At 45.0% G+C, this 23,262-nt stretch carries 9 protein-coding genes and 4 pseudogenes; 3 read left to right on the top strand and 10 right to left on the bottom strand.

Going from position 1 to position 23,262, the window contains the following annotated elements; genetic code table 11:
* Positions 1–36 precede the first annotated feature (36 nt).
* From DXA05_RS00350 to DXA05_RS00330, 6 genes and pseudogenes are all read right to left on the bottom strand, one after another.
* Positions 37–1,443: a DUF5006 domain-containing protein gene (locus tag DXA05_RS00350; protein WP_284515329.1), complete on the bottom strand. Its 1,407-nt coding sequence runs from the start codon at positions 1,441–1,443 to the stop codon at positions 37–39.
* Positions 1,440–1,804: pseudogene (locus DXA05_RS26750) on the bottom strand (DUF5006 domain-containing protein). Before DXA05_RS26750 ends, DXA05_RS00350 begins: the two are co-directional and overlap by 4 nt.
* A gap of 97 nt (positions 1,805–1,901) precedes the next feature.
* Positions 1,902–3,719 (bottom strand): annotated as a pseudogene (locus DXA05_RS00345) (RagB/SusD family nutrient uptake outer membrane protein).
* A 13-nt stretch (positions 3,720–3,732) separates the two neighbouring features.
* A complete protein-coding gene (locus tag DXA05_RS00340; protein WP_004312870.1) occupies positions 3,733–7,089 on the bottom strand; it encodes a TonB-dependent receptor in 3,357 nt (1,118 codons plus the stop codon).
* A gap of 29 nt (positions 7,090–7,118) precedes the next feature.
* A complete protein-coding gene (locus DXA05_RS00335; RefSeq protein WP_004312871.1) occupies positions 7,119–8,771 on the bottom strand; it encodes a glycosyl hydrolase family 18 protein in 1,653 nt (550 codons plus the stop codon).
* A gap of 246 nt (positions 8,772–9,017) precedes the next feature.
* Complete coding sequence (locus tag DXA05_RS00330; protein WP_128858621.1) at positions 9,018–9,416, bottom strand: hypothetical protein; 399 nt, start codon at positions 9,414–9,416, stop codon at positions 9,018–9,020.
* A 163-nt stretch (positions 9,417–9,579) separates the two neighbouring features.
* On the opposite strand from DXA05_RS00330, the gene DXA05_RS26745 reads away from it, so the two are divergent.
* Positions 9,580–9,708 carry a hypothetical protein gene (locus DXA05_RS26745; protein ID WP_284515328.1) on the top strand — a complete coding sequence of 43 codons (129 nt, stop codon included), beginning with the start codon at positions 9,580–9,582 and terminating at the stop codon, positions 9,706–9,708.
* A 119-nt stretch (positions 9,709–9,827) separates the two neighbouring features.
* Here DXA05_RS26745 and DXA05_RS00320 read toward each other — a convergent pair whose 3' ends face one another.
* A complete protein-coding gene (locus DXA05_RS00320) occupies positions 9,828–11,585 on the bottom strand; it encodes an AAA family ATPase (RefSeq protein WP_009040686.1) in 1,758 nt (585 codons plus the stop codon).
* A gap of 136 nt (positions 11,586–11,721) precedes the next feature.
* Positions 11,722–11,970 carry a hypothetical protein gene (locus DXA05_RS00315; protein WP_225450099.1) on the bottom strand — a complete coding sequence of 83 codons (249 nt, stop codon included), beginning with the start codon at positions 11,968–11,970 and terminating at the stop codon, positions 11,722–11,724.
* A gap of 142 nt (positions 11,971–12,112) precedes the next feature.
* Between DXA05_RS00315 and DXA05_RS00310 the strand changes: the two are divergent.
* Both DXA05_RS00310 and DXA05_RS00305 read left to right on the top strand, forming a co-directional pair.
* Positions 12,113–14,559 (top strand): annotated as a pseudogene (locus DXA05_RS00310) (glycoside hydrolase family 95 protein).
* Between the two features lie 36 nt (positions 14,560–14,595).
* A pseudogene (locus DXA05_RS00305) lies at positions 14,596–18,539 on the top strand (two-component regulator propeller domain-containing protein).
* A gap of 157 nt (positions 18,540–18,696) precedes the next feature.
* Here the strand turns inward: DXA05_RS00305 and DXA05_RS00300 are convergent.
* A complete protein-coding gene (locus DXA05_RS00300) occupies positions 18,697–20,061 on the bottom strand; it encodes a TolC family protein (protein WP_117809331.1) in 1,365 nt (454 codons plus the stop codon).
* A 12-nt stretch (positions 20,062–20,073) separates the two neighbouring features.
* Positions 20,074–23,253 (bottom strand): efflux RND transporter permease subunit, encoded by a 3,180-nt coding sequence (locus DXA05_RS00295; RefSeq protein WP_128858620.1) that lies wholly within the window; start codon positions 23,251–23,253, stop codon positions 20,074–20,076.
* Positions 23,254–23,262 lie beyond the last annotated feature (9 nt).

Raw genomic sequence — 23,262 nt, 5'->3', positions numbered from 1 at the left:
TTTTATCAATTAATCTATTGAAAACAGAACACTATATTAGTAGAATAATTGACCTGCATTTGCCCAGTATGTCACACCTTCGTCCGAATACGTGCTATTCGTATAAAAACGAATCCAATCAATTTCCATCATAGGTGTATTCGGATCGGTCTTAGGTTCGGAAATAGCCTTCAATACACTATCCCATCCGTCCGGACGATTGTCTGCCGGAGCAAAAAGGAAATCCAAAGCCAAGCCATCTGCAGGAGCAAAACCCCAAGAACTTGTCGAAGGGACATCTACATTCGTACTTCCATTGATTCCTACTTTTATTCCATCTGTAGTCAATTCTACCCAATAAATATTATAATCACCAATTTTGGGGAGTGGGCTTGTTTTAGTACCATCTTCCATTGTCGAGAAAACACCTTGTGTCACCAAGTTTCCTTTCGTATTTCTAAGAATATCGATTCTCTGTATTTGTTTATCAAATACGCCCCCAGGTGCATCTCTAAGCTCAATGACCGGAACAATACCCGTACGATCTCCCGTCACACGCACTCTCATTTCTATACGCATTCCCGGATTGATGTGTATAAAACGGGTAGAAGCACCTGAACCGCCTCTTCCAATATATACAGCAGCCGAACCGTAATCTCTACTCGCACCAAGTCCGTCTCCCGGTGTGGAACCAGCTTGTACCCACAATTGATAAGTACCGTCTTCTGTTACATTAGAACATTTATCGCGATTAGCAGCAAACACATCTTGTATTGATTTAGTTGGAATATAATTAAAAGACCAATGCCTATAGTTACCAAACGACGTATTCGGCTTCGTCGGCATACTCCACCCGAAAGAGCTTTGTATAAAATGGAACTCTACGCCACTCCAGAATTTCCATCCTTCCTCTGCTAATTTCTGGTTGGGATGCGAAGTTAACGAAGCATAATCAGTTCCAGGTTTAGCACCCGTTTTTCCGGTTATTTCTACAGACGAGCTTCTGTCACTCCCCCACCAAGCATCGAATTTGCTTTTATTGCCTTTAGATACAAATGGATATTCCGGATGTTCATACACCAAGGTCGGATCATACATATCCGGATTGGCAAGAGATTCGAGGTCAGTCATCATAATTACTAATTTATCAGACTTCATCGGATTAGCTTCAGAGTTTGAAGTGAAATTCAATGTCAACTCCTTGTCTCCTGTCTTCGCTCCATCCATAACTAAAGATATAGGGTCAGTTTTTGCGTTCAGCGCTCCTGCAGGAATAGTCAGTTCACTGGGCAAATTTTCAAAAGAGCTCTCATCCTCCGCTTTTGCGCTGATACTTACCACAATAGGTATTGCCCTCGGTTTATCCAGACTGGCTACCAACACAAATTTATCACCTTCCGTTACTATATTGTCCGCATTGCCTTGTATTGCCATATTTACCCGATAGTAATCGGACACTTTCATAGGAAACTAGGGTTACCAATCTCGTATCCGCGGGAAAAAGCTACAAAATTAAAGTTTTTACTTCCTTCCAATCCAGTTTCTTTCAGAGGGAACTCAACACGAATACTCTTCTCACCTTTCGGAAAAGTAACGATGTTATGAAAATCTTTGAATACGCCGGACACATCCTCCGTACCAGTTTTAGCGGTAAAATAAATATCAAAATCTTCGTTAGCCAAAACCTCGCTCCATCCTTATCCGGATTAATATCCAAATCGACAACTAACTTTTCGCCCATTACAAAAGTCGTATTATTGACAGTCATCGTAAAAGGAACAGCTTGTGGTAAAGGCAAATACTTAGTTTCATCTTCACATCCCATCAAGCATACACCCAATAGAGATATTGAAAATAGTTTGTAGAATATATTCTTCATGTTTTTTTCTTTATAATTATCAATGAACTTAAGTTGATGCTTCTCAATTTTTGCGCCACCCCGGATTCTGTGTCAGTTCTTTATTCAATGATATCTCGCTCGGTGGAATCGGAAGTAGATAATCACGTCCCGCATCAAACTGGAACCCACGTGGAAGAACATTTTTCAGTGGATCCAAGTAATCGTTATTGTCTACCAGAATTTGAGCCAATTCTTCATTCTTCGGATCAATTGATTTATATAAAACGCTGCCGGCTCCAAAGTAAGCGCCTCCGCCACGTTTCCCCTGGAATAACTTATGTGCTCTCCAACGCATCAAATCATCCAAACGCATTCCCTGCAATGGCAGTTCAGAGCGTCTTTCCCGACGGATTTCTTGCAGATTGGCAGAAATTGTATAACCAAAATCAGGGAAATTGGGATCAATAGCTGATGGAGCGAGATAAGTGACTCCGGCCCGTTCGCGTAATGGCTTTATAGTCTTCTCCAAAACAGCAGCGTCACATTTTCCCAATTCTTCCGCAGCTTCTGCATAAGCCAGCAAGGCTTCTGCATAACGAATCATTGGAGTGGCAGTTTCTCCCTGCCCACTTACGAATGTAGTATCAATTCCCATACGGATATGATAGCCGGTAGTATTACTCTGATTTCCGGTACTTACAATTTGAGGAGGATTGATTAAATCTTTATCTTCCTCTGAATAAGCCTTCACCAGCATTTTCTTAGCTCCTTTCACTGTCATCGATTTGTATTTACAGTCCGAATGCATTACAGTGGCCAGCAACCGACCATCCCTATCCTTAAAAGATTCATTGAAATCTTTAAATTTTGCGGCTGTGGGATCAATAAAGTTGCCATCCACACTTAAATAATTATCTACTAATGATTGAGAAAGTCCGGCTGGTCCTTCAGCATCACACATTCCACTGGATAAATTCGTATTTAAACTGTGAACCAAGTTGTCGGCAATTGAATATTTCTTCCAAAACAACACTTCCTGAGTAGCCGACAAATCTTTTGAATTGAACAGGTTTCCATACTACGCATCATCAATATTCTTCACTGATTTATCATTCTCTTTTGTGTTTAATGTAATACCCATTTGAAACAATTCATCCCCCAAAGTAAGTACTTGCTGCAAAAAATCATCTGATTTATACTCGGCAGCGGCAAAGTCAGTACCTTTATGATATTTCTCCCACGTACCTTCAAAGAGTGCCACTCTCATCGCCATAACCATAGCAGCTTCTTTACAAATACGCAATCCCTGATATTTGCTGCGGGAATATAGCAACTCTTTAGCTGCCTTCAAATCATCAAGAATGAATTGTGCCACTGCCGAACGATCACGTGCCGGAATCTGTAACCCGCCAACGGTAGCGTTTCCATCCCAAAACTTGTCCATCACAGGAATACTGCCGAATTTAGTCAACAAGTAATAGTGCCAATATGCACGAAAGAAATAGGCTTCTCCTTTCAGAGATAATACTTCCGCTGTTTCTTCAGCTGCCGGTACTTTATAATATTCTAAGAAGTAATTGACACTACGTAGATTCTGGTATCCTTTCTGCCATTCTGTTACGCCTCCGATAGATTCTTGCAACTCCCCGTTCATACGCCTGTCATACACCATGGCTACCATATTATCACTATTCTTTTCTTCTCCCATTATTCCCATGCCATAGGCACCTGCAGAAGGAAGAGCAATATACAAACCATTGACATAATTAGTCACGGCACTTTGATTCGTCAAGAATGTCTCGCTACTGGGCACCACCAAAGGCACTTTATCCAGAAAGTCAGAACAGGAAGTCAATAAAGTACCGGCTAAAGCTACTGCTAATAAATATATTTTTTTCATCATTATCCTCTATTTAAAAAGTAAAATCAAGTCCGAATACAAAATTCCGGTTTAGCGGATACACCATACCATTACCATTAGATACGACCGGTGAGGTTAGACCCGGAGCCTCTGTAGTAGTACCTCCAGCCATTCCGTTCACCTGATTAAGCGTTTCCGGATCAAACTGTTTTGGCAATTTTGTTACAGTAAACAGGTTATCGCATGCTACATACAATTTCAGTCGACTAATACCGATATGTTTTAGCAACTTCTTATCGAAATTATATGATACAGTCAGGTTCTTCATACGCATATAAGCTGCATTCAATAAATAGCGAGTTGAATTATACCCTGTATTTACATAAAAGTCCTGATTATTTTTCCAGCTAGTCAGACGAGGCAAAAAGCCATTCGGAGTCTCCGGGCTGAAATAATCCAGATGCTCCTTGAAGTTATAGCTACCTGCACTAAACATATAGCTACTTCCCGAAATCGGGAAATCCCTTTTTGCCACTCCTTGCAATAAAGTAGATACTTCAAAACCCTTATATCCCACATTCAAATTGATACCGAACGAATATTTGGGAGTTGTATTACCAATAATCTTCAAGTCACCATGATTGTATATCGTACCGTCACCACCATCTATTTTCCCATCATTATTGGAATCTATATATTTCAAATCTCCACGACGCCACATGTCATCCGGCTTGAGCGCACTCATATCCACCTTTCGCAAGTAATCATCAATCTCACGGTTTGTCATGAAAAGGTCGTCAGCCTGATACCCCCAAATCTCACCAAGATCCATCCCTTCATAATATCCTTTATTAGGACCATACCCGGTGTGATTATTGTAAATGGTTCCATCTGGATTATTATATTTGGTAACGACAGCCTTATAGCTAAACACATTGAATCCTACGCCATAACTAAATCCACATTTCAGCTGATCATGCCAGTTCACCGAAAGCTCCCATCCGCGGTTACGCAATGTAGCATTATTTATTTTAGAGCGGTTTTCGGAAGCTATACCACTAATATCGGGAATAGCTTCGGCCGGACCAATCATATCCCTTGTCATGCGCTGGTATATATTTGCTTCTAAAGAAAGCCGATTGTCGAACAGCATCAAATCAAGTCCCAAGTTTGCATTATCCACTTTTTCCCATGTAATAAACGGACTTACCATTTTAGGGGTCTTTGCTATCGTTCCCTTGATAGCACTGGCAGAAGAGGCAGTAGGCAATAACCAACCATTAGATCCCAAAGCATCCAATGACATAGTAGCCAGATAATCGTATAATCCGGCTCCATTCTGATTACCCAGACGACCATAAGACACACGGACTTTCAATTGAGACACCGGAAGTTTCAGCCTCTGGAAGTAATCTGTTCTGGCAATATCATAACCAGCAGAGAATGAAGGGAAAAATCCCCAACGGTTTCCTTTTGCAAAACGTGAAGAGCCATCATAACGCCCGCTGAACTCAAAGAAATATATATTGTCATAATTCCAGTTCAACTTAAGGTAAGCCCCCATTGTAGCCCAATGTGTACGATCTTCTCCGGCTATGACGTTCCCGCTGGCATTTGCAAAAGAAAAGATATCATTACTCATCATTCCATCTTTATACATATACTCATTGGAATCTTCTTTCATTTCCATTTGGAATCCCGCCATTGCCTTGAAAGAATGTTTTCCCCATTGCTGAATATACATACTGGACACATTAGGCGACAAATAATAATTGAACAGACTTCCACGGGCATAAGAACCGAACTTCATTAACTTCCAATCGATATTCGGATAAGAGAATCCTTGCCTGCGTCCAGTAGCATCACCCGGTTTTAGCGTCCCTAAAGGAGTTTCATATTGCGGATTCTCATATAGAATCATATTGTTATTTTCTACATCAAAACGTATCTTCATTTCAGCCGTAACATCCCATCCTTTCATTAGAGTAGCCGTAGCGGATACTGACAAGGCATCTGAAAGCCGATTATTTTCATAATTCGAATTTTGCATGAAAAGCGTTTCGTTCCAGCTGGGAATATTATATTTTGAATCAATCGGCAAATGTGTTACTTGTGACGGACGATGCGAACCTATCTTATTATAAATAATAGACTGGTTGGGCATCGGACGTTTTATCATTTGCAAAGTTATATTATTATTTAGGTTGAATCTCAACCAGTCAGTAGGCTTCGCCTGTAGCTTTGTATTCAGATTATACTTGCTCAAATCATCCTTAACATGATCCAGAAAGCCCTCCTGATAGACATATCCCATACCGATATAGTAGTTTATCTTCTGCGATCCACCCTGTACACTCAAATTATGTGAATGACGAATGGACTTATCCTTGTAATAGTATTTAAACCAATCCGTATTGCCATACTGGGCATAATATGCACTAGCCCAGTCTTCTCCGTTACTAGATACATCTATTCCCGGAAATTCCTCTGAATATGGATTCTGCATGAATCCCTTAATCTTTTCTATAACCGAGTCTGAGATTCTATTAATCCCCGAAGCAGATGCACCGGCATCATACAAAGCATTATTATAATAAGCAAACTCCAAAGAATTCATCATCTGTGGAGTACGGATAGGAGAACTAAAACCAACTGTTCCCGAATAACTTACTTTAGCTTTTTCCGAATTTCCACTTTTAGTTGTAACCAATACCACACCATAGGCGGCACGGGCACCATAAATCGCGGCTGCCGAGGCGTCTTTCAACACACTGATACTAGCAACATCGGCGGGATTCACATTCTGCATACTTTGTTCGATTCCGTCTACCAATACATACGGTTCGCCACCATTGATAGAGCCAACACCACGGATATTGAATTTTATATCCGTACCCAACTCACCTCCTTTAGCTCCTCCCATTGCATCCGATGCGAAATTTAATCCTGCTACATTACCTTGCAAAGCGCTGGTGAGGTCCGTTATGGGACGATTGACGATATCATCTCCTTTCACTACAGATACCGCCGCCGTAATTGTATTTCTCTTTTGCGTATCCATACCGACAACAACAACCTCATCAAGCACTTCCGTGTTTTCCTTCAATACGAATCGATTGTTTTGTAATTTTGTAATTTTCACATCCAATGGAGTATAGCCAACATAACTTATAGAAAGCGTTTGCCCCGCTTTTCCCTGAACAGAAAAATTTCCGTCCAAATCCGTAATTGTTCCGGTTTTTGCACCTTTCACCATCACACTGGCGCCAATAACAGCTTCTCCCTGTTCGTCCACTACTTGCCCCGTAATCATCTTTTGTTGGGCAATGACCCCTATCGGCAATAAGAATAGGAAAATCAGAAGAAAAACAAGTCGTTCTTGTATCTTCATTAATTTTTCTTTTTTCATAATATTACATTTAATAATTAAGATTACATTTACTTGGGATTATTAATCTCATAAGCAACAAACTCCTCTTGTATCGCTTTCAACAATGATTTTTCATTATTTACCGACACATCGGACCCCCAACTCATTATTCCTCTATAGCCTTCCTCACAAGCATACTTCGCTTTTTTACGAATCGTATTCTGACCATTAAGAGTATACGTTTTGCCATTATACGTAAATTCATCCAAAGCAACATCCGAAAGTCCACCATTTATAAAATCAGAGTAAGAGACTTGTTCTCCATTTACACCGGTAGTCCCGATAAAAGGCACACCGAGAACCAGTTTATCTGCCGGAATCCCGTACTCAACAGCCATTTCTGCATCTTTTACAAATTGCTCGTAAGAATATCGCATCACTGCCGGTCCGTAGCATTGGTAAGACATAAAATCCAAAGCTTCAATCGCATTTTTCGAAATTTTATAAGCAACCGGATGAAGGGATACGGAGAAACATACGTCTTTGCCAAGTATCTGTCTGATTTTCACAATCGTCGCACTGTAGTTAGCATATTCTGTCTCCGTAGTAGGCCATTCAATATCAAGGTCTACTCCGTCAAATTCATATTCCTTCAAAACACTCTTCAAATTATTAGCAAATGCGGTACGCGTATTATCAGCACTCATCATTTGCCTCCATTGCCCGCTGCCGAATCCTAATCGTAATTTTCGGCTGTCATTACCTACCTGAGCTGCCAAGGTTTCGCGTATTTTTTTCCAACGGTCCAACCAAGTGTGAGAGTCCTTCCCCGGATTGGTAGAATCATCATATTGCCAATAAGCCAACACTTTTGCTACCATATTCCAATTATCGAATTTTATACCATTCTTCCCACCAGTACCTGCTGCCATACTCCAAAAAGAAGTTTCATCCAAACGGCCTTTGAAGTTTTCACCTATATAAAAATCGGCACGGGCAGTAGGCAATACGATTTCTTTGTCAAGCGTAGAAGACCACGCATCTACAAAAATCCTGAATTGCTTTTTATTGCCATCATAATCTACCGCCAGATAATGCCAAGCTCCCGGAGCCAAACCCTTGGCATCCACATAGGTACCTGCTGTCACTGATGCATTTCCCAACGCCCAGCTCACAGTCTGCTCGTTAGCACCTAATTGTAAGGCAGCCAACACTTTATCTCCACTTGTTTTTTTAAAGATATATGCTCCGGGCACCCACTCATCTATAAATATATAGGTAGCAAAAGTGAAACTTTTATTAAATGTCTCTTCTGTAGAATGCAATAATCCATCTTTTCCATTCATTTTTCCGGTTCCGTCAAATTTTATCACACCGCTACGTCCCTCATAAGTAGCTTCATGCGAAACCCCGCCTGTAAAAGTTGCATCATTTATAGGCAAGTCAAAAGCTATATCTCCATTAGCATAAGGACGCGCAGCCAAATAAATAAGATCATTGCTGACAATCAGATTTTCTACCGGAATACGGTTTAATTCGAAAGGGTCACCACCAATGTATTGACAATTGATTAATGTTTTCTCAGCCGGATCATCCACTCCCGGCTGTCCGGTGATTGCTCCTTCAGGGGGCATTCCACCCGGAACTTCTACCCATTTAGTGTCTTTACAAGCTGTTAGCGATACTAACACGAAAAGACATAAAAAGAATTTGTTTCTCATAAATTTAAGTTATTAAGATTTTCTATTCGCTGACAATAAGAGTCTCCATTAATCAAACAATTGGTTTTTCTCCTAAAATCAACGTCACAAAAATAGGTACAACAACAAAAATCAATATTTAAAAAATAGCCATTAAATATTCACTTTTCACCAAATCAACCCGTTCCATCGGAGAAATGGTTCTTATCTCAAAAAGACAATGATTAAAACACCCAACTATCCGGTTCTGACCTTGCCAAAACCCTCTTATTGAATATTCATGTTATAATCCGGTTTCAGCCGTTTCAGTGTTGTCTGCAAACGCCTTGATAGGAGGAAATAGCGGCTGAAAGCGGAAAAAGACATCCCTCGCAGAAAGATACTGCAAACAAGGTAGAGTGCTTTCAGCGCATTCAGTTTTCTCAAATTAGCTGATGGATCTATATATTCAGCGTAGTAGATATATATACTCACCACGCTGAATATATATGCCCAACAAGCGGGGTATATAGATTCATCACGTGGGCAAAAGTCGGTGGAATGTGGGCTTGGGTTCCTTTGAGTGGGGGATGGAGTACTACATACAATGAAATGATGTAAGAGACTTGAGCAAGTCAAGTACATGGCTCTGCTTACTTCAGTACTGGTTTGAACAAGTTCATCCACACATAGTTTTATTCCTTACCGCATCACCATCGAGCAAAATTAGTAAAGCTATTTCGTAATTAGTTTCAACCCTATTTGAAACTAAAAGTTTCACGCCGGGAAACAAAGTGTTTCACCGTATGAAACGAAGTGTTTCTCGGTGTGAAACGGATTGTTTCAAGCCTTGAAACAATTTTTGAAACTAATCGCCACAGGTGAAGAGATGGTGAAGTTATTGCACTTCACCCGCAAACTCCTTATTCATCGGAGAGACAGAGAAAAGGTGAAAGGGAGATGGAAAGATGGAAAATAAATATCCAGTGGGGAAATTTATTCGATACTGTAATGATTCAGTACTATACCGAAATGAATATTACTTTATAAGCTCTCTACTTCTTTTCCTGATAATTAACAGCTATCGAATGCTGTATCTCAAGAATTTACCTCCTCGCAAACTCTCATTTCCATACCTTTATACACTACCACAATCTTGTGTAGTTGCGTAGTGCCAATAGCGTTCTTCACCCTGTCGGTGTCAGCATAGCGGTTGGTCTGGGCAATAGCTTCCGCCCGCAATTCCTCCACCCGGCTTTCGGGGTCTTTGTATCTGGCATACTTCAGCTCGATGATGTAGCTATGGCTCATGTCAGGGTAAATCTCCAGCATGGGAGACAGGAAAATGTCAACATATCCGGATTGCGTGTCTGCTTCGGAAATGGGACGGTAGAAACGGTTTTGCGCTGTCATGGCAAGCGTGAAGCCATGTACGAAGGACTCTCCTTTCTGCTTGTCGCGCTGAGAGGCGTAGCGTTTCAGGCAATCGGCGATGTAGTCGAAGTAAGATTGCCATGCGCCATCGTAAGCCAAAGCAGAGGATAACTCATCTTTTTCATGGTTGTTGAAACTGAGGTCGGCTTCATTGTATGTATTCAGCAGATAAGTATAGAGTTGTTCACGCACCACTTGGTTGGGAATGATAAGTTTAGTCTTACCTTTGTACGTTCCGCTCACGGTGAGCATGCCGAAGTAATAGAGCAGGCTCACGAAATTATCGGAATCTACAATGTTGGCAGCTGGGAAACCGTCTTTCAACTCGCCGGTGATGTATCCCTGGCTCACTAAAGTCTGGATAATGGAGGCATCGTGCGCAAACTCTTTATCCTTGCGGATAAGCATACGCAGTTTCTCGTAATCGATACGAATGTTACTTTCTATCATATTTCGCGGTGCCTTTCCGTTATTATCAATATAGTTCTTAACGAAATAGAGCACCATATTGGAGTTGTACAAGGTTGGCTGATCATAACACTCCTGCGCAAAGCAATAGTTGTCATACCACGGTTTCATAAGTTCTATCAACTCATCTACAGTGTGATGGAATGGAGCTTTAGTAGAATAATAAGTCAGCATTTCGCGGACTTCGTCCTCGGTGAAACCCATCATTGCGTTGAATTTCGGTGTGAGGGAATAGTTGGTGCCAATATTAAATCCACTGGTGAGGTCATCCATCGTGACGGGACTCACTCCGGTGATGAAGCAACGCTTGATGCTGGAATAGGTTCCGGCTTTCACCCTATTGAAGAAGGCGCGCAGGTAGCCTTCCTTGTGGGTCTCTTCCGTATATCGGTGAATGCTTTCGGCATCCGAGAGGATGGCATTGGTGAAGTGGTCATATTCGTCAATGAAAAGATATATTTGCTGCCCGGCAAGTTCACACTGATGATATAGATAATCCAACTGCTCAACAGCTCCTGCTTTTTCATTCAAGACTTCCTTAATGCCTTTCGGCAGGTATTCTGCATAAATATCACAGAAATAATCGAAGCTGGTATTGCAATGTGCATCCAACCCTTGACGGTAGTTGTGCAACTCTCCACTAATTCCTGAGAAATTGAGATACAACACCAGATAACTGTTACGGTCTCGTGTGGGATGCTTTCCGATATAGAGATCGCCAAACAGAGCATCGAACTTGTCACGTGTACGCACATCATAATAGTGTTGCAACATGTTCAGCGTAAGGCTCTTGCCGAACCGGCGCGGGCGGATGAAAAAGAAGAATCTGTCCGATTGTTCTATTACAGGGATGAACGAGGTTTTATCCACGTAATAATAATTATCAAGACGAATATCCGCAAAGTTCATCATGCCGTATGGCAGCAACTTTCTTTCTGATGATACATATTCCATAATCCGGTGTATTTATGAGTTCACTTTTTATCAGTGCAAACAAAGATACGCTCTTTCCGCTACTTTCACAAACAAATGATTTTAAAAATGTTCTCTGCCCTGATACTCTTCCATGAGTACTGCAAGAAACAATAGATCAAAATGGACTCATCATCGTTGCTTTCTTACACACCTTATCTATAAACATGTTCATTGGGGTCGATATTGCAATGAGGTCCTTATATGCTTCGGCATATAATTCTTCCCGGCTCATACCTGTCAGATACATACTTGTTTTTATATAGGAAACAAAGGTAGTATTTATCTCCAGACCGGACATCATCCGTCGGAGTGTTTTTCTTTGAAAATTGGATATACTGAATGTAAACCAGACCCGGTTCTTCATTAGAAACATCTTACCAAACCCACAAAGAAGCACTTTTAGCGATTTTTAAAAGCCTATTGGTAAAAATTGAAACCAACCCGCTAGACAGAATCTTAAAAAACAAGTACCTTTGTATCTCACATTCCTTTAAACAACACATATTATGAAAAAACTCTGCCCTCTTATTCTTTGCACACTTTTTTCTCTTTCCGCAGCGTCCATAGAGACGGTGGATTATACTCAAGGGCTTTCCGTATGGTTCGACACTCCCAACAATCTCGATGGACAAGCTATCTGGCTACGTGCCAACGGCACAGGGGCGAATCCGGACAAAGCATGGGAAAGCCGTTCGCTACCTATCGGGAATGGCAGCCTAGGAGCGAATATCATGGGCTCCATATCCGCAGAACGAATCACACTGAATGAAAAAACTCTCTGGAAAGGGGGGCCGAATACCGCCAAAGGCGCCGAGTATTATTGGAACGTAAACAAACAGTCGTCAGGTGTACTGAAAGAAATCCGGCAGGCTTTCCTGGACGGGGATTCTAAAAAGGCGGGGTATCTCACGCAGGAAAACTTCAACGGGCTGGGAGCTTATGAAGAAAAAGACGAGACTCCGTTCCGCTTCGGTGCTTTTACCACGATGGGAGAGCTTTATGTGGAAACCGGACTCAGCGAAATCAATATGAGCAATTACCGCCGCATCCTGTCGTTGGATTCGGCGATGGCTGTGGTGCAATTTTACAAAGACGGGATACGGTATCAACGTAAATACTTCATATCCTATCCAGACAGCGTTATGGTCATGAAGTTTACTGCCGACAAAGGCGGAAAACAGAATCTTGTACTTAGCTATTGTCCCAACAACGAAGCAAAAAGCCATCTGGAAGCAGATGGAAACGACGGATTAGTATATACCGGCGTTCTCAATAACAACGGAATGAAATTCGCTTTCCGAATCAAAGCTATCCACAAAGGGGGAACACTGAAAGCAGAAAACGACCGGATTATTGTGAAGGATGCTGACGAAGTGGTATTCCTGCTTACGGCAGATACCGATTATAAGATGAACTTTGCCCCAGACTTCAAAGACCCGAAAGCCTACGTCGGCAACGACCCGTCACAAACGACTCTGGCTATGATGGACAATGCCCTGAAAAAAGGTTATGACGAGCTTTATCGTAATCACGAAGCCGATTATACCGCGCTGTTCAATCGGGTACGTTTTGAAATCAATCCAGAAATCGGCACTCCCAACCTGCCGACCTACAAACGACTGGCTAGCTATAAGAAAGGCGTGCCGGACTATCAGCTCGAACAATTGTACTATCAGTTCGGACGCTATCTGCTCATAGCCAGTTCGCGCCCCGGCAACATGCCAGCCAACCTGCAAGGATTGTGGCACAACAATACCGACGGCCCGTGGCGGGTAGATTACCACAATAACATCAACATTCAAATGAATTACTGGCCTGCGTGCCCCACCAATCTCTCTGAATGTACATGGCCTTTGATTGACTTTATACGCAGCTTGGTAAAACCCGGCGAGAAGACAGCACAAGCCTATTTCAACGCCCGCGGATGGACAGCATCCATCTCTGCCAATATCTTCGGATTCACAGCTCCCTTATCCAGCAAATCTATGGCATGGAACCTGAATCCTACCGTCGGTCCGTGGCTGGCAACGCATATATGGGAGTATTATGATTATACCCGTGACACGAAATTCTTAAAGGAAATCGGCTACGACCTTATCAAAAGCAGCGCACAGTTTGCGGTAGACCACTTGTGGCACAAGCCCGACGGGACTTACACCGCCGCTCCTTCCACTTCTCCCGAACACGGCCCGGTGGACGAGGGAGTCACTTTCGCGCATGCCGTAGTACGTGAAATATTACTGGACGCCATCCAGGCAAGCAAGGTGCTCGGAACGGACGCCAAAGAACGCAAACAATGGGAAAACGTACTGACCAAACTGGTTCCGTACCGTATAGGACGCTACGGTCAGTTGTTGGAATGGTCTACCGACATAGACGACCCGAAAGATGAACACCGCCACGTCAACCACCTGTTCGGATTGCATCCGGGGCATACCATCTCTCCCGTGACTACCCCCGAACTTGCACAGGCAGCCAGAGTGTACTGGAACATCGCGGAGACGGCGCTACCGGTTGGAGCATGGGTTGGAAGCTCAACCAATGGGCACGACTGCAAGACGGAAACCATGCGTATAAACTATACGGCAACTTATTGAAAAACGGTACACTGGACAACCTCTGGGATACCCATGCGCCTTTCCAGATAGACGGAAACTTCGGCGGTACGGCAGGAATAACCGAGATGTTATTGCAAAGCCACATGGGATTCATCCAACTTCTTCCCGCTTTGCCGGATGCATGGGCAAACGGCTCAATAAGCGGAATCTGCGCCAAAGGAAATTTTGAGGTTTCCATCTCCTGGAAAGAGGGACAACTGGAGAAAGCTATCATCCATTCCAAATCCGGAATCCCCTGTAACGTAAGATACGGAGACAAGACGCTCAAGTTCAAGACCGTAAAAGGGAAAAAATACGAAATCACCTTAAAAGGGGACAAGTTAGCCGTATTATAAAGAAGGCATCTGTCCTCATAAACAAACCTGCTTTACATGAAAACCAAATACGCTGTTCTGCCAAGCCTTTTCTTTATCATACAGTTAGTCGGTGTTCTCCCTCTCCGGGCAGAACACTATTACTTTAAACAAATCTCTCTGAAAGAAGGGTTGCCTTCCAACGTGCGCTGTATTCTCCGGGATGAGCAGGGTTTCGTATGGATAGGTACCAAATCGGGACTGGGAAAGTTCGACGGGCACGAACTGAAAAGATACAAACACCAGGCAAACGACCCGAACTCGCTTCTCCACAACCTGATTTATCAGATTGCCGAAGACAAGCAACACAACATCTGGGTACTGACTGAAAAAGGTATTGCCCGCTACCAACAGCAGAGCAACGACTTCACGTTCCCCACGGACGAGGACGGGAAGAATATCACCGCCTATTCCTTCTGCCTTGTCCCGGACGGAATCCTCTTTGGCGGCAAGGACAGGATTTACAAATATAGTTATAACGATTCTTCTCTCCGGCTTCTGCAATATTTCAACGCCAACTCTTTTAAAATCAACGCTCTCAGTATGTGGGATTCAAAGACGTTGCTTTGTTGCAGCCGTTGGACAGGCATATACCTCGTAGACCTGCATACCGGAGAGCACAGCCGGCCCCCTTTCGACTGCGGGCCGGAAATTACCACCATGATGACCGACAGCCGGAAAAGAATATGGATTGCCCCTTACAGCGGCGGACTTCGTTGCTACTCATACGACGGCAAACTACTGGCTTCGTACTCCACCCGCAACTCCGCCCTTAGCAACGACATCGTCCTAAGCCTCGCCGAAAGGGAAGGGCAACTGTGGATAGGAACAGATGGCGGCGGAATCAATATCCTCACCTCCGAAACCGGGGAAATCTCCCAACTGGAATATATCCCGGGACGTGAAAACTACTCTCTCCCCGCCAACTCCATTCTCTGCCTGCACAACGACCACAATAACAATATATGGGCAGGAAGCACCTGCAACGGATTAATCAGCATCCGGGAAGTGTTCATGAAAACCTACACCGACGTAGTCCCCGGCAACGACCGCGGACTAAGCAACAGCACCGTGCGAAGCCTTTACCGCCAATCGACCGACAGTATCTGGATTGGTACGGACGGCGGCGGTATCAACCTCTTTAACCCGCGTACCGAGAAATTCACCCATTATCTTTCTACCTGGAACGATAAAATAGCGTTTATCAGCGGATTCACTCCCGGAAAACTACTGATTTCCCTTTTCTCCAAAGGAGTATTCATATTCAACCCCGCAACCGGGGAGAAACAGCCTTTTACCATTGTCGACAAAGAAACTACGACACAACTTTGCAACCGGGGTAAATCGGTCAACTTATATCAGAACACCCCCAACACCGTGTTATTACTGGGCGACCATGTCTACCAGTATCACCTGAAAGAAAAGAAATTCGACAAGGTCACCGGAGAAGAAGGGAAAAGTATTGTTGGCACGCTCGTCCCCTTCAAGCACGAGAACAACCGGACTTACATCAACGATTTCAAACATATCTACGAACTGCACGATGGGGATTCCTTGCTGCAAACAACCTCGAATGTTATCAGGATACCGTAATCAGTTCGGCGTCACACGACGAGCACGGCGATTTCTGGATAGGAAGCAATTTCGGCCTTATCCACTACAACCCCGTTTCCCAAAAGCAGACGCACATCCTTACCAACCTGTTTACCGAAGTCAACATGGTGCAATGCGACCAGAGGGGCAAAGTATGGATAGGTGCGGATAATCTGCTTTTCGCCTGGCTTATACAGGAACAGAAGTTCGTTCTCTTCGGAGAGTCGAACGGAGCTATCCAAAACGAATATCTGCCCAACGCCCGGTTGGTAAACAATGAGGGGGATGTCTATATCGGCGGTGTAAAGGGTATGCTGCGCATTGACGGCCAGCTGCTGCTGAATACATCGGAAATGCCGGAACTGCAACTGTTGGATATTATCATCAATGGTGAGCCTGCACAGAACAAGCTATATAGTCATCCGGCAGCAATCTCTGTCCCATGGGACAGCAATATCACCATCCGAATCATGTCGAAAGAAGAGGATATCTTCCGTAAGAAAGTCTACCGCTATCGGATAGAGGGGCTGAACGACCAGTATATCGAATCGTACCAGCCGGAATTGGTAATCCGGTCGTTACCACCGGGCAATTACAAAATTATGGCTTCATGCACAGCGAAAGACGGCAGCTGGATTCCCAACCAGAAAATACTAGAACTAACCGTACTCCCGCCATGGTATCGCACGTGGTGGTTCATTCTCGGTTGCACCATTCTCATTGCCACCATAATCATCGAAACTTTCCGCAGAACATTGAAACGTAATCAGGAAAAACTGAAATGGGCGATGAAAGAGCATGAGAAACAGATGTACGAGGAAAAGGTACGTTTTCTTATCAATATCAGCCACGAACTACGGACTCCGCTGACGCTGATTCATGCGCCACTCAATCAGATTTTGAAGTCGCTCTCTTCCGGAGACAGCCAATATCTGCCGTTAAAAGCCATCTACCGGCAGGCACAACGGATGAAGAACTTGATTAATATGGTGCTCGACGTGCGGAAAATGGAAGTAGGGGAGAGTAAACTGCAAATTCAGCCTCATCCGCTCAATCAATGGATTGAACACGTTTCGCAGGATTTTATCAGTGAGGGGGAAGCAAAGAATGTGCATATCCGCTATCAGCTCGACCCACGGATAGAAAAAGTCAGTTTCGATAAGGACAAATGCGAGATTATCCTAAGTAACCTGCTTATCAATGCCTTGAAACACAGTCCGCAGGACACGGAAATAACGATTGCTTCGGAACTGCTGCCCGAAGAAAACCGGGTGCGTATCTCCATCATCGACCAGGGATGCGGACTGAAACAAGTGGATACGCACAAGCTCTTTACCCGCTTCTACCAGGGAACGGGAGAACAGAGCGGAACAGGAATCGGCTTGTCTTACTCCAAGATTCTGGTGGAACTGCACGGCGGCTCTATCGGCGCACAGGATAATGAAGAAACCGGAGCCAGCTTTTTCTTTGAGTTGCCGTTGAGGCAGGAACCGGAAGAAATCATCTGCGAGCCAAAAGCTTATCTGAACGAGTTGATGATGGATGATAACAGCGGGCAGCCGTCCGCGAAAGAGGTATTCGACACCACTCCATACACTATTCTCGTAGTGGATGACAATCCGGATATGACAGACTTTCTGAAAAGAACGTTCGAAGGATACTTCAAACGGATAATTATCGCCGGAGACGGGGTGGAAGCCCTTCAACTGGTCAGAAGCCATGTCCCTGATATTATAGTCAGTGACGTGATGATGCCTCGGATGAACGGGTATAAACTTTGTAAAACGATTAAAGAGGATATCAATATCAGTCACATCCCAGTCATTCTGCTAACTGCCAGAGATGACAGGCAAAGCCAAATAAGCGGTTACAAGAATGGAGCGGACGGCTATTTAAGCAAACCTTTCGAAGTGGAAATGCTAATGGAACTTATCCGCAACCGGTTGAAAAACCGGGAATATACCAAGAAAAGGTATCTGAATGCAGGATTAATCCCCACTCCGGAAGAAAGCACCATCAGCCTGACAGACGAAACATTCCTGATTAAACTGAATAGTATCATCCAGGAAAATATAGAAAATTCCAACCTGGGCATCCAGTTTATCTGCCAGGAAGTAGGATTGGGCCGTTCTTCGCTTTATAACAAACTGAAAGCACTTACAGGCATGGGAGCGAACGAGTATATCAGTAAGCTCCGTATAGAAAAAGCTATTACATTGATATCCGGCACGGATATGCCCTTCTCTGAAATTGCAGAGAAAACCGGGTTTACCACTCCGAGTTATTTCAGTACGGCTTTCAAGCAATATACCGGGGAAACACCTAGTCAATATAAAGAAAGGAAAAAGAAAGGTCTGGCTGATAAATAATACCATCATTATTCTTTATGCTGGCTGAAGTTTCCGGCTGCAAGCCAATTCGCCGCATATTGACCGATATTGACCGATTAACAAACGGGCTGCCACAGAATCACTTCTCCGGCAGCCCTTCTTTCATTAAATTAGAAAACAGAGAGTATGATACAGTTTATTCCTGACCTCCTCCTAAAGCACGGTATAGGTTAATTAAACTTTGTATTTCAGTAAAATGATTGGCCGTCTGCGAGAGTTGCGCACTAAGCAACGACTGCCGGGAGGTAAGCACTTCCAGATAGGTTGTATTACCATGCTCCATCAACAGAGTAGTGCTTCGCAGAGCCGTTTGCAGGGAAGTGATCTGTTTATCCAGCAAGATTCTTTTTCCCTGACAGGTTTGATAGGCAATCAACGCATCATTCACCTCACTACCGGCATTGAGCAACGTTTGCTGAAAGCCGAGCGCTGCTTCTTCCTGTTGCGCACGGGCAATGCGGTATTGTGCCACCACCTGTCCTCTGTTAAAGAGCGGCTGCGTAAGCGAACCTACCGCTGACGCGAGAAACTTGCCCGGATTGATAATCATCGCCCCAGCAGAGTTTGTCCATCCGGCACTCCCGCTCAAAGTGATGGAAGGATAGAAAGCCGAACGTGCCGCATTGGTGCCATAGAACGCCGCTTCCAGCGTCCGCTCTGCCGAGCGGACATCCGGACGGGAAGAAAGCATCCGTACAGGAATCCCTATCGAGAAGTCGGCAGGAAACTGTTGCTTTGCCAATACACCACGCTCATAGTTGCGTGGCGTCTCCGCCAATAATAAGGCAAGACTGTTCTCCACCTGATTGATCTGCTGCTGCAAATCGAGAACCGAACCCTGCACCTGATAATAGGCCGCCTCCATCTGCGACACAGCGGATTCGTTCGCCAGTCCGGCATTCATCAGAGCGCGGGTGGAGGCCACGGTTTCTTTCCATGCCGTCTCCGTCTGACGGGAGATGTCGAGTTGTTCGTCCAGCATCAACAAGGTGTAATAGGTATTGGCGATACCTGCTATCAACTGCGTACGGACTGCCTGACGGTAATCCTCGCTTTGAGCATAAAGCGCTTTCGCCTGTTTCTTGGAGTTGCGCATACGCCCGAAAACGTCCAACTCCCAACTGGCAGTAACGGGCAACGAATAAGTCTGCGTAGCCTTCTGCGTATCGAAACTGCTCACTGTTCCCTGCGGAACAAGAGCAAAAGCGGGCAGAAAAGCAAGTTTGGCAGACATCAGTACGGCCTGTGCTTCTTCCACACGGAGCTGGGCAGACTGATAATCGGTATTGGTCTGCAATCCCACTTCAATGAGGGATTGCAGATAAGGGTCGGTGAAGAGTTCCCGCCAGTCCATATTACCCAGACCGGCAGTGTCTTCGGTCACCACTTCCCCGCCGTACAGATCGTCGGGAACGACAGTGGCGGGTTCGTATTTGGTATAGATGCCACAACCGCTCAACGACAGACTGATGGCAACTAATGTGATGATATTCTTCTTCATTCTTTCTTTCATTTATTTACGTTCGCGTTCAACTTCACTCTTTTCTTTCTCTAAAAGCACCTGCACATCTGGTTCCTCTTCCATCGGTTTGCGGATTTTCTCCTGCAAAAACTCAAAGATGATGTAGAAAACCGGAACGACAAAGAGCAATGCCAGTGTCCCGACAGCCATACCGCCCACAACACCCGTACCCAGCGAACTGTTACCATTGGCACCTGCACCGGAGGAGAACATCAGCGGAAGCATACCGAAGATCATCGTCAACACCGTCATCAGGATAGGACGCAAGCGGACTTGTGCGGCAGAGTAGGCAGACTCCACGATACCCATTCCCTTGCGGCGACGTTCTATGGCGTACTCCGTAATCAGAATGGCCGTCTTAGCCAGCAAACCGATCAACATAATCACACCTGTCTGCAGATAGATATTATTCTCCAACCCGAGTATTTTGGCGAAAAGAAACGACCCCATCAGTCCGAACGGCACGGAGAAGATAACGGCAAACGGTATGAGGAAACTTTCGTAAAGACAGGCCAGAATCAGATAGATAAGGAAGATACAGATGGCGTAAATGAAAACCGTCTGCGCACCACCGCTACTTGCTTCTTCGCGTGCCATACCACCATATTCATATCCGTAGCCTGCCGGCAAAGACTGTGCAGCCACTTCTTCAATCACTTTCTGCACCTCGCCGGAGGAGTAACCGTCGGCAGGATTCACATTGGCGGTGATGGTGCTGTAAAGATTGAAACGGTTAGCCGTTTCCGGTCCCAGCACTTGTTTCAGCGTCACGAACTGGCTCACCGGAGCCATCTGCGTACCATTGCGTACAAACATATTATTCAGTGCCTGCTCGTCGAGGCGATATTCAGGCGAAGCCTGCATCATCACACGATATACTTTACCATACTGGTTATAGTTGGAGATATATGCGCCACCGCAATAACTGCCCACCGCATCGAGCACCGCACTCGGCGAAATTCCTGCACGCTTACATTTGGCAGCGTCCACTTCCACCGATATCTGCGGGAAGTTGATAGCATACGATGTATAAGCCATCGCTACCTCCGGACGCTCGTTCAAAGCACCGAGGAATTGTATAGCCGCTTCATAGAACGTAGCCAGTTCTCCACCCGTCATGTCCTGAAGGTTCAGTTCGAGGGAGTTACCCATACCGTAACCCGGAATCATGGCAGGCTGGAAGCTGAATACCTGCGCTTCCTTTATCGCCTGGAATTGTCCGTTGAGGCGGGACACCACAGCATCCGAGCTATGCTCCTTGCCCTTTCGTTCGCTCCAGTCTTTCAGGCGGATAATAATCGTACCGTACGAAGTTCCCTGACCGGATATCAGTCCGTAACCTGCTACGCGGGCATAGTGTTCTATTTCGGGGGTATCTTTCAACATATCTTCCAGGCGGTCCATCACTTTCGTGGTTTCTTCGAGCGTGCTTCCCGGTGAAATGCTGACATTCACCATTATGACACCCTGGTCTTCCTGCGGCACAAGTCCCGTTTTGGTAGTACTCATCAGGTAAACCAGCAAGGCAACGGCAACAGCCAGCGAAGCCCATACCATCCAGCGATGGCGGATGAAGAACATCACTCCTTTCTTATATTTACCCAATACGGCATTGAACGAAGCATTGTAAGCAGCACGCACTCGTCCGTTGATGCTCTTAGCGCTCTTGGTTCCGTCCGACGGGCGCATCATGATGGCGCACAAAGCGGGACAGAGCGTCAAAGCCGAAACCATCGAAATACCTACGGCGGTTGCCATCGTGATACCGAACTGTGTATAGAATACGCCCGAAGTACCTCCCATGAAGGTTACGGGAATAAACACGGCCATAAATACACAGGTACAGGAGACAATAGCCATCGTCACGTCGCCCATTGCATCTTTCGTGGCAAGATAAGGAGATTTATATCCGGCATCGAACTTGGATTGCACGGCCTCCACCACCACAATGGCATCATCCACCACCGTACCGATGGCAAGCACCAGCGCAAACAGTGTCAGAATGTTCAGACTGAAGCCCGCAGCCACCAGACAGGCAAACGTACCCACCAACGACACAATGATAGAGATGGACGGGATCAGCGTACTCTTCAGATCCTGCAAGAAGAAATAGACCACGAGGATGACCAGAATGATGGCAATAATCAGCGTCTCCACCACATTGTGTATGGAAGCGAAAAGGAAGTCATTGGAACTCATCATCGTGACGAACTCCGTTCCTTCCGGCAGATTCTTCTCCATCCGCTCTATCTGCGTAGTGATTTCTTTGTTGACAGCGGTAGCATTGGAACCGGCTGTCTGGAATATCATATAAAGAACGGCAGGCTGACTGTCCATCTCACTGCGGAAGCTATACGTCATCGTACCCAGTTCCACCTCTGCCACATCTTGCAGGCGAAGTATCGAACCGTCTTCCCGCGAACGGACAACCGTGTTCCGGAATTCTTCTACGCTTTTGAGGCGTCCGCGATATTTCATCGTAAACTGGAAAACATTCTTCGAGCTCTCGCCCAGTGAACCGGTAGGAGCTTCAATGTTCTGCTCACCCAACACGGCGGTTATGTCCGACGGAACCAGTCCGTATTGTGCCATCCGTTCCGGTTTCAGCCAGATACGCATACTGTATGTATCGCCCAGCTCCATCACGTCTCCCACTCCTTCGATACGTTTAATCTGCGGAATGACATTGATGTCCAGATAATTGGCCAGGAACGTCTGGTCGTATCGACCGTCCGTGCAGACCAAAGCACCAATCTGCAAGAAGCTGGTCTGCCGCTTCATCGTGCTGACGCCGACTTTCGTTACTTCAGCCGGAAGCAATCCCTGCGCTTTCGCTACACGGTTCTGCACGTTGACTGCCGCCATATCGGGATCCGTGCCCTGCTTGAAATAAACCTGTATAATGGCCAAACCTGCATTGGAAGCACTGGAACTGATGTACATCATGTCTTCCACACCGTTGATACTCTCCTCCAGTGGCATGATGACACTGTTCATCACTGCCTCGGCATCGGCACCCGTATAACTGGCAGTTACGTATACCGTTGGAGGTGCAATGTCAGGATATTGCTCCACCGGCAGCGTGAAGAGCGAAATAAGCCCTATGGCCAGAATCAGTACGGAGATGGAGATAGCCATCACCGGCCGTTTTATAAATATATTTCCTTTCATAATCAGTCT

This window comes from Bacteroides sp. AM54-2NS, assembly GCF_003602935.1.
GTDB lineage: Bacteria > Bacteroidota > Bacteroidia > Bacteroidales > Bacteroidaceae > Bacteroides > Bacteroides xylanisolvens.
Note: the sequence above shows the minus strand (reverse complement) of the source record. Positions and strands in the feature narration are given on the sequence as shown.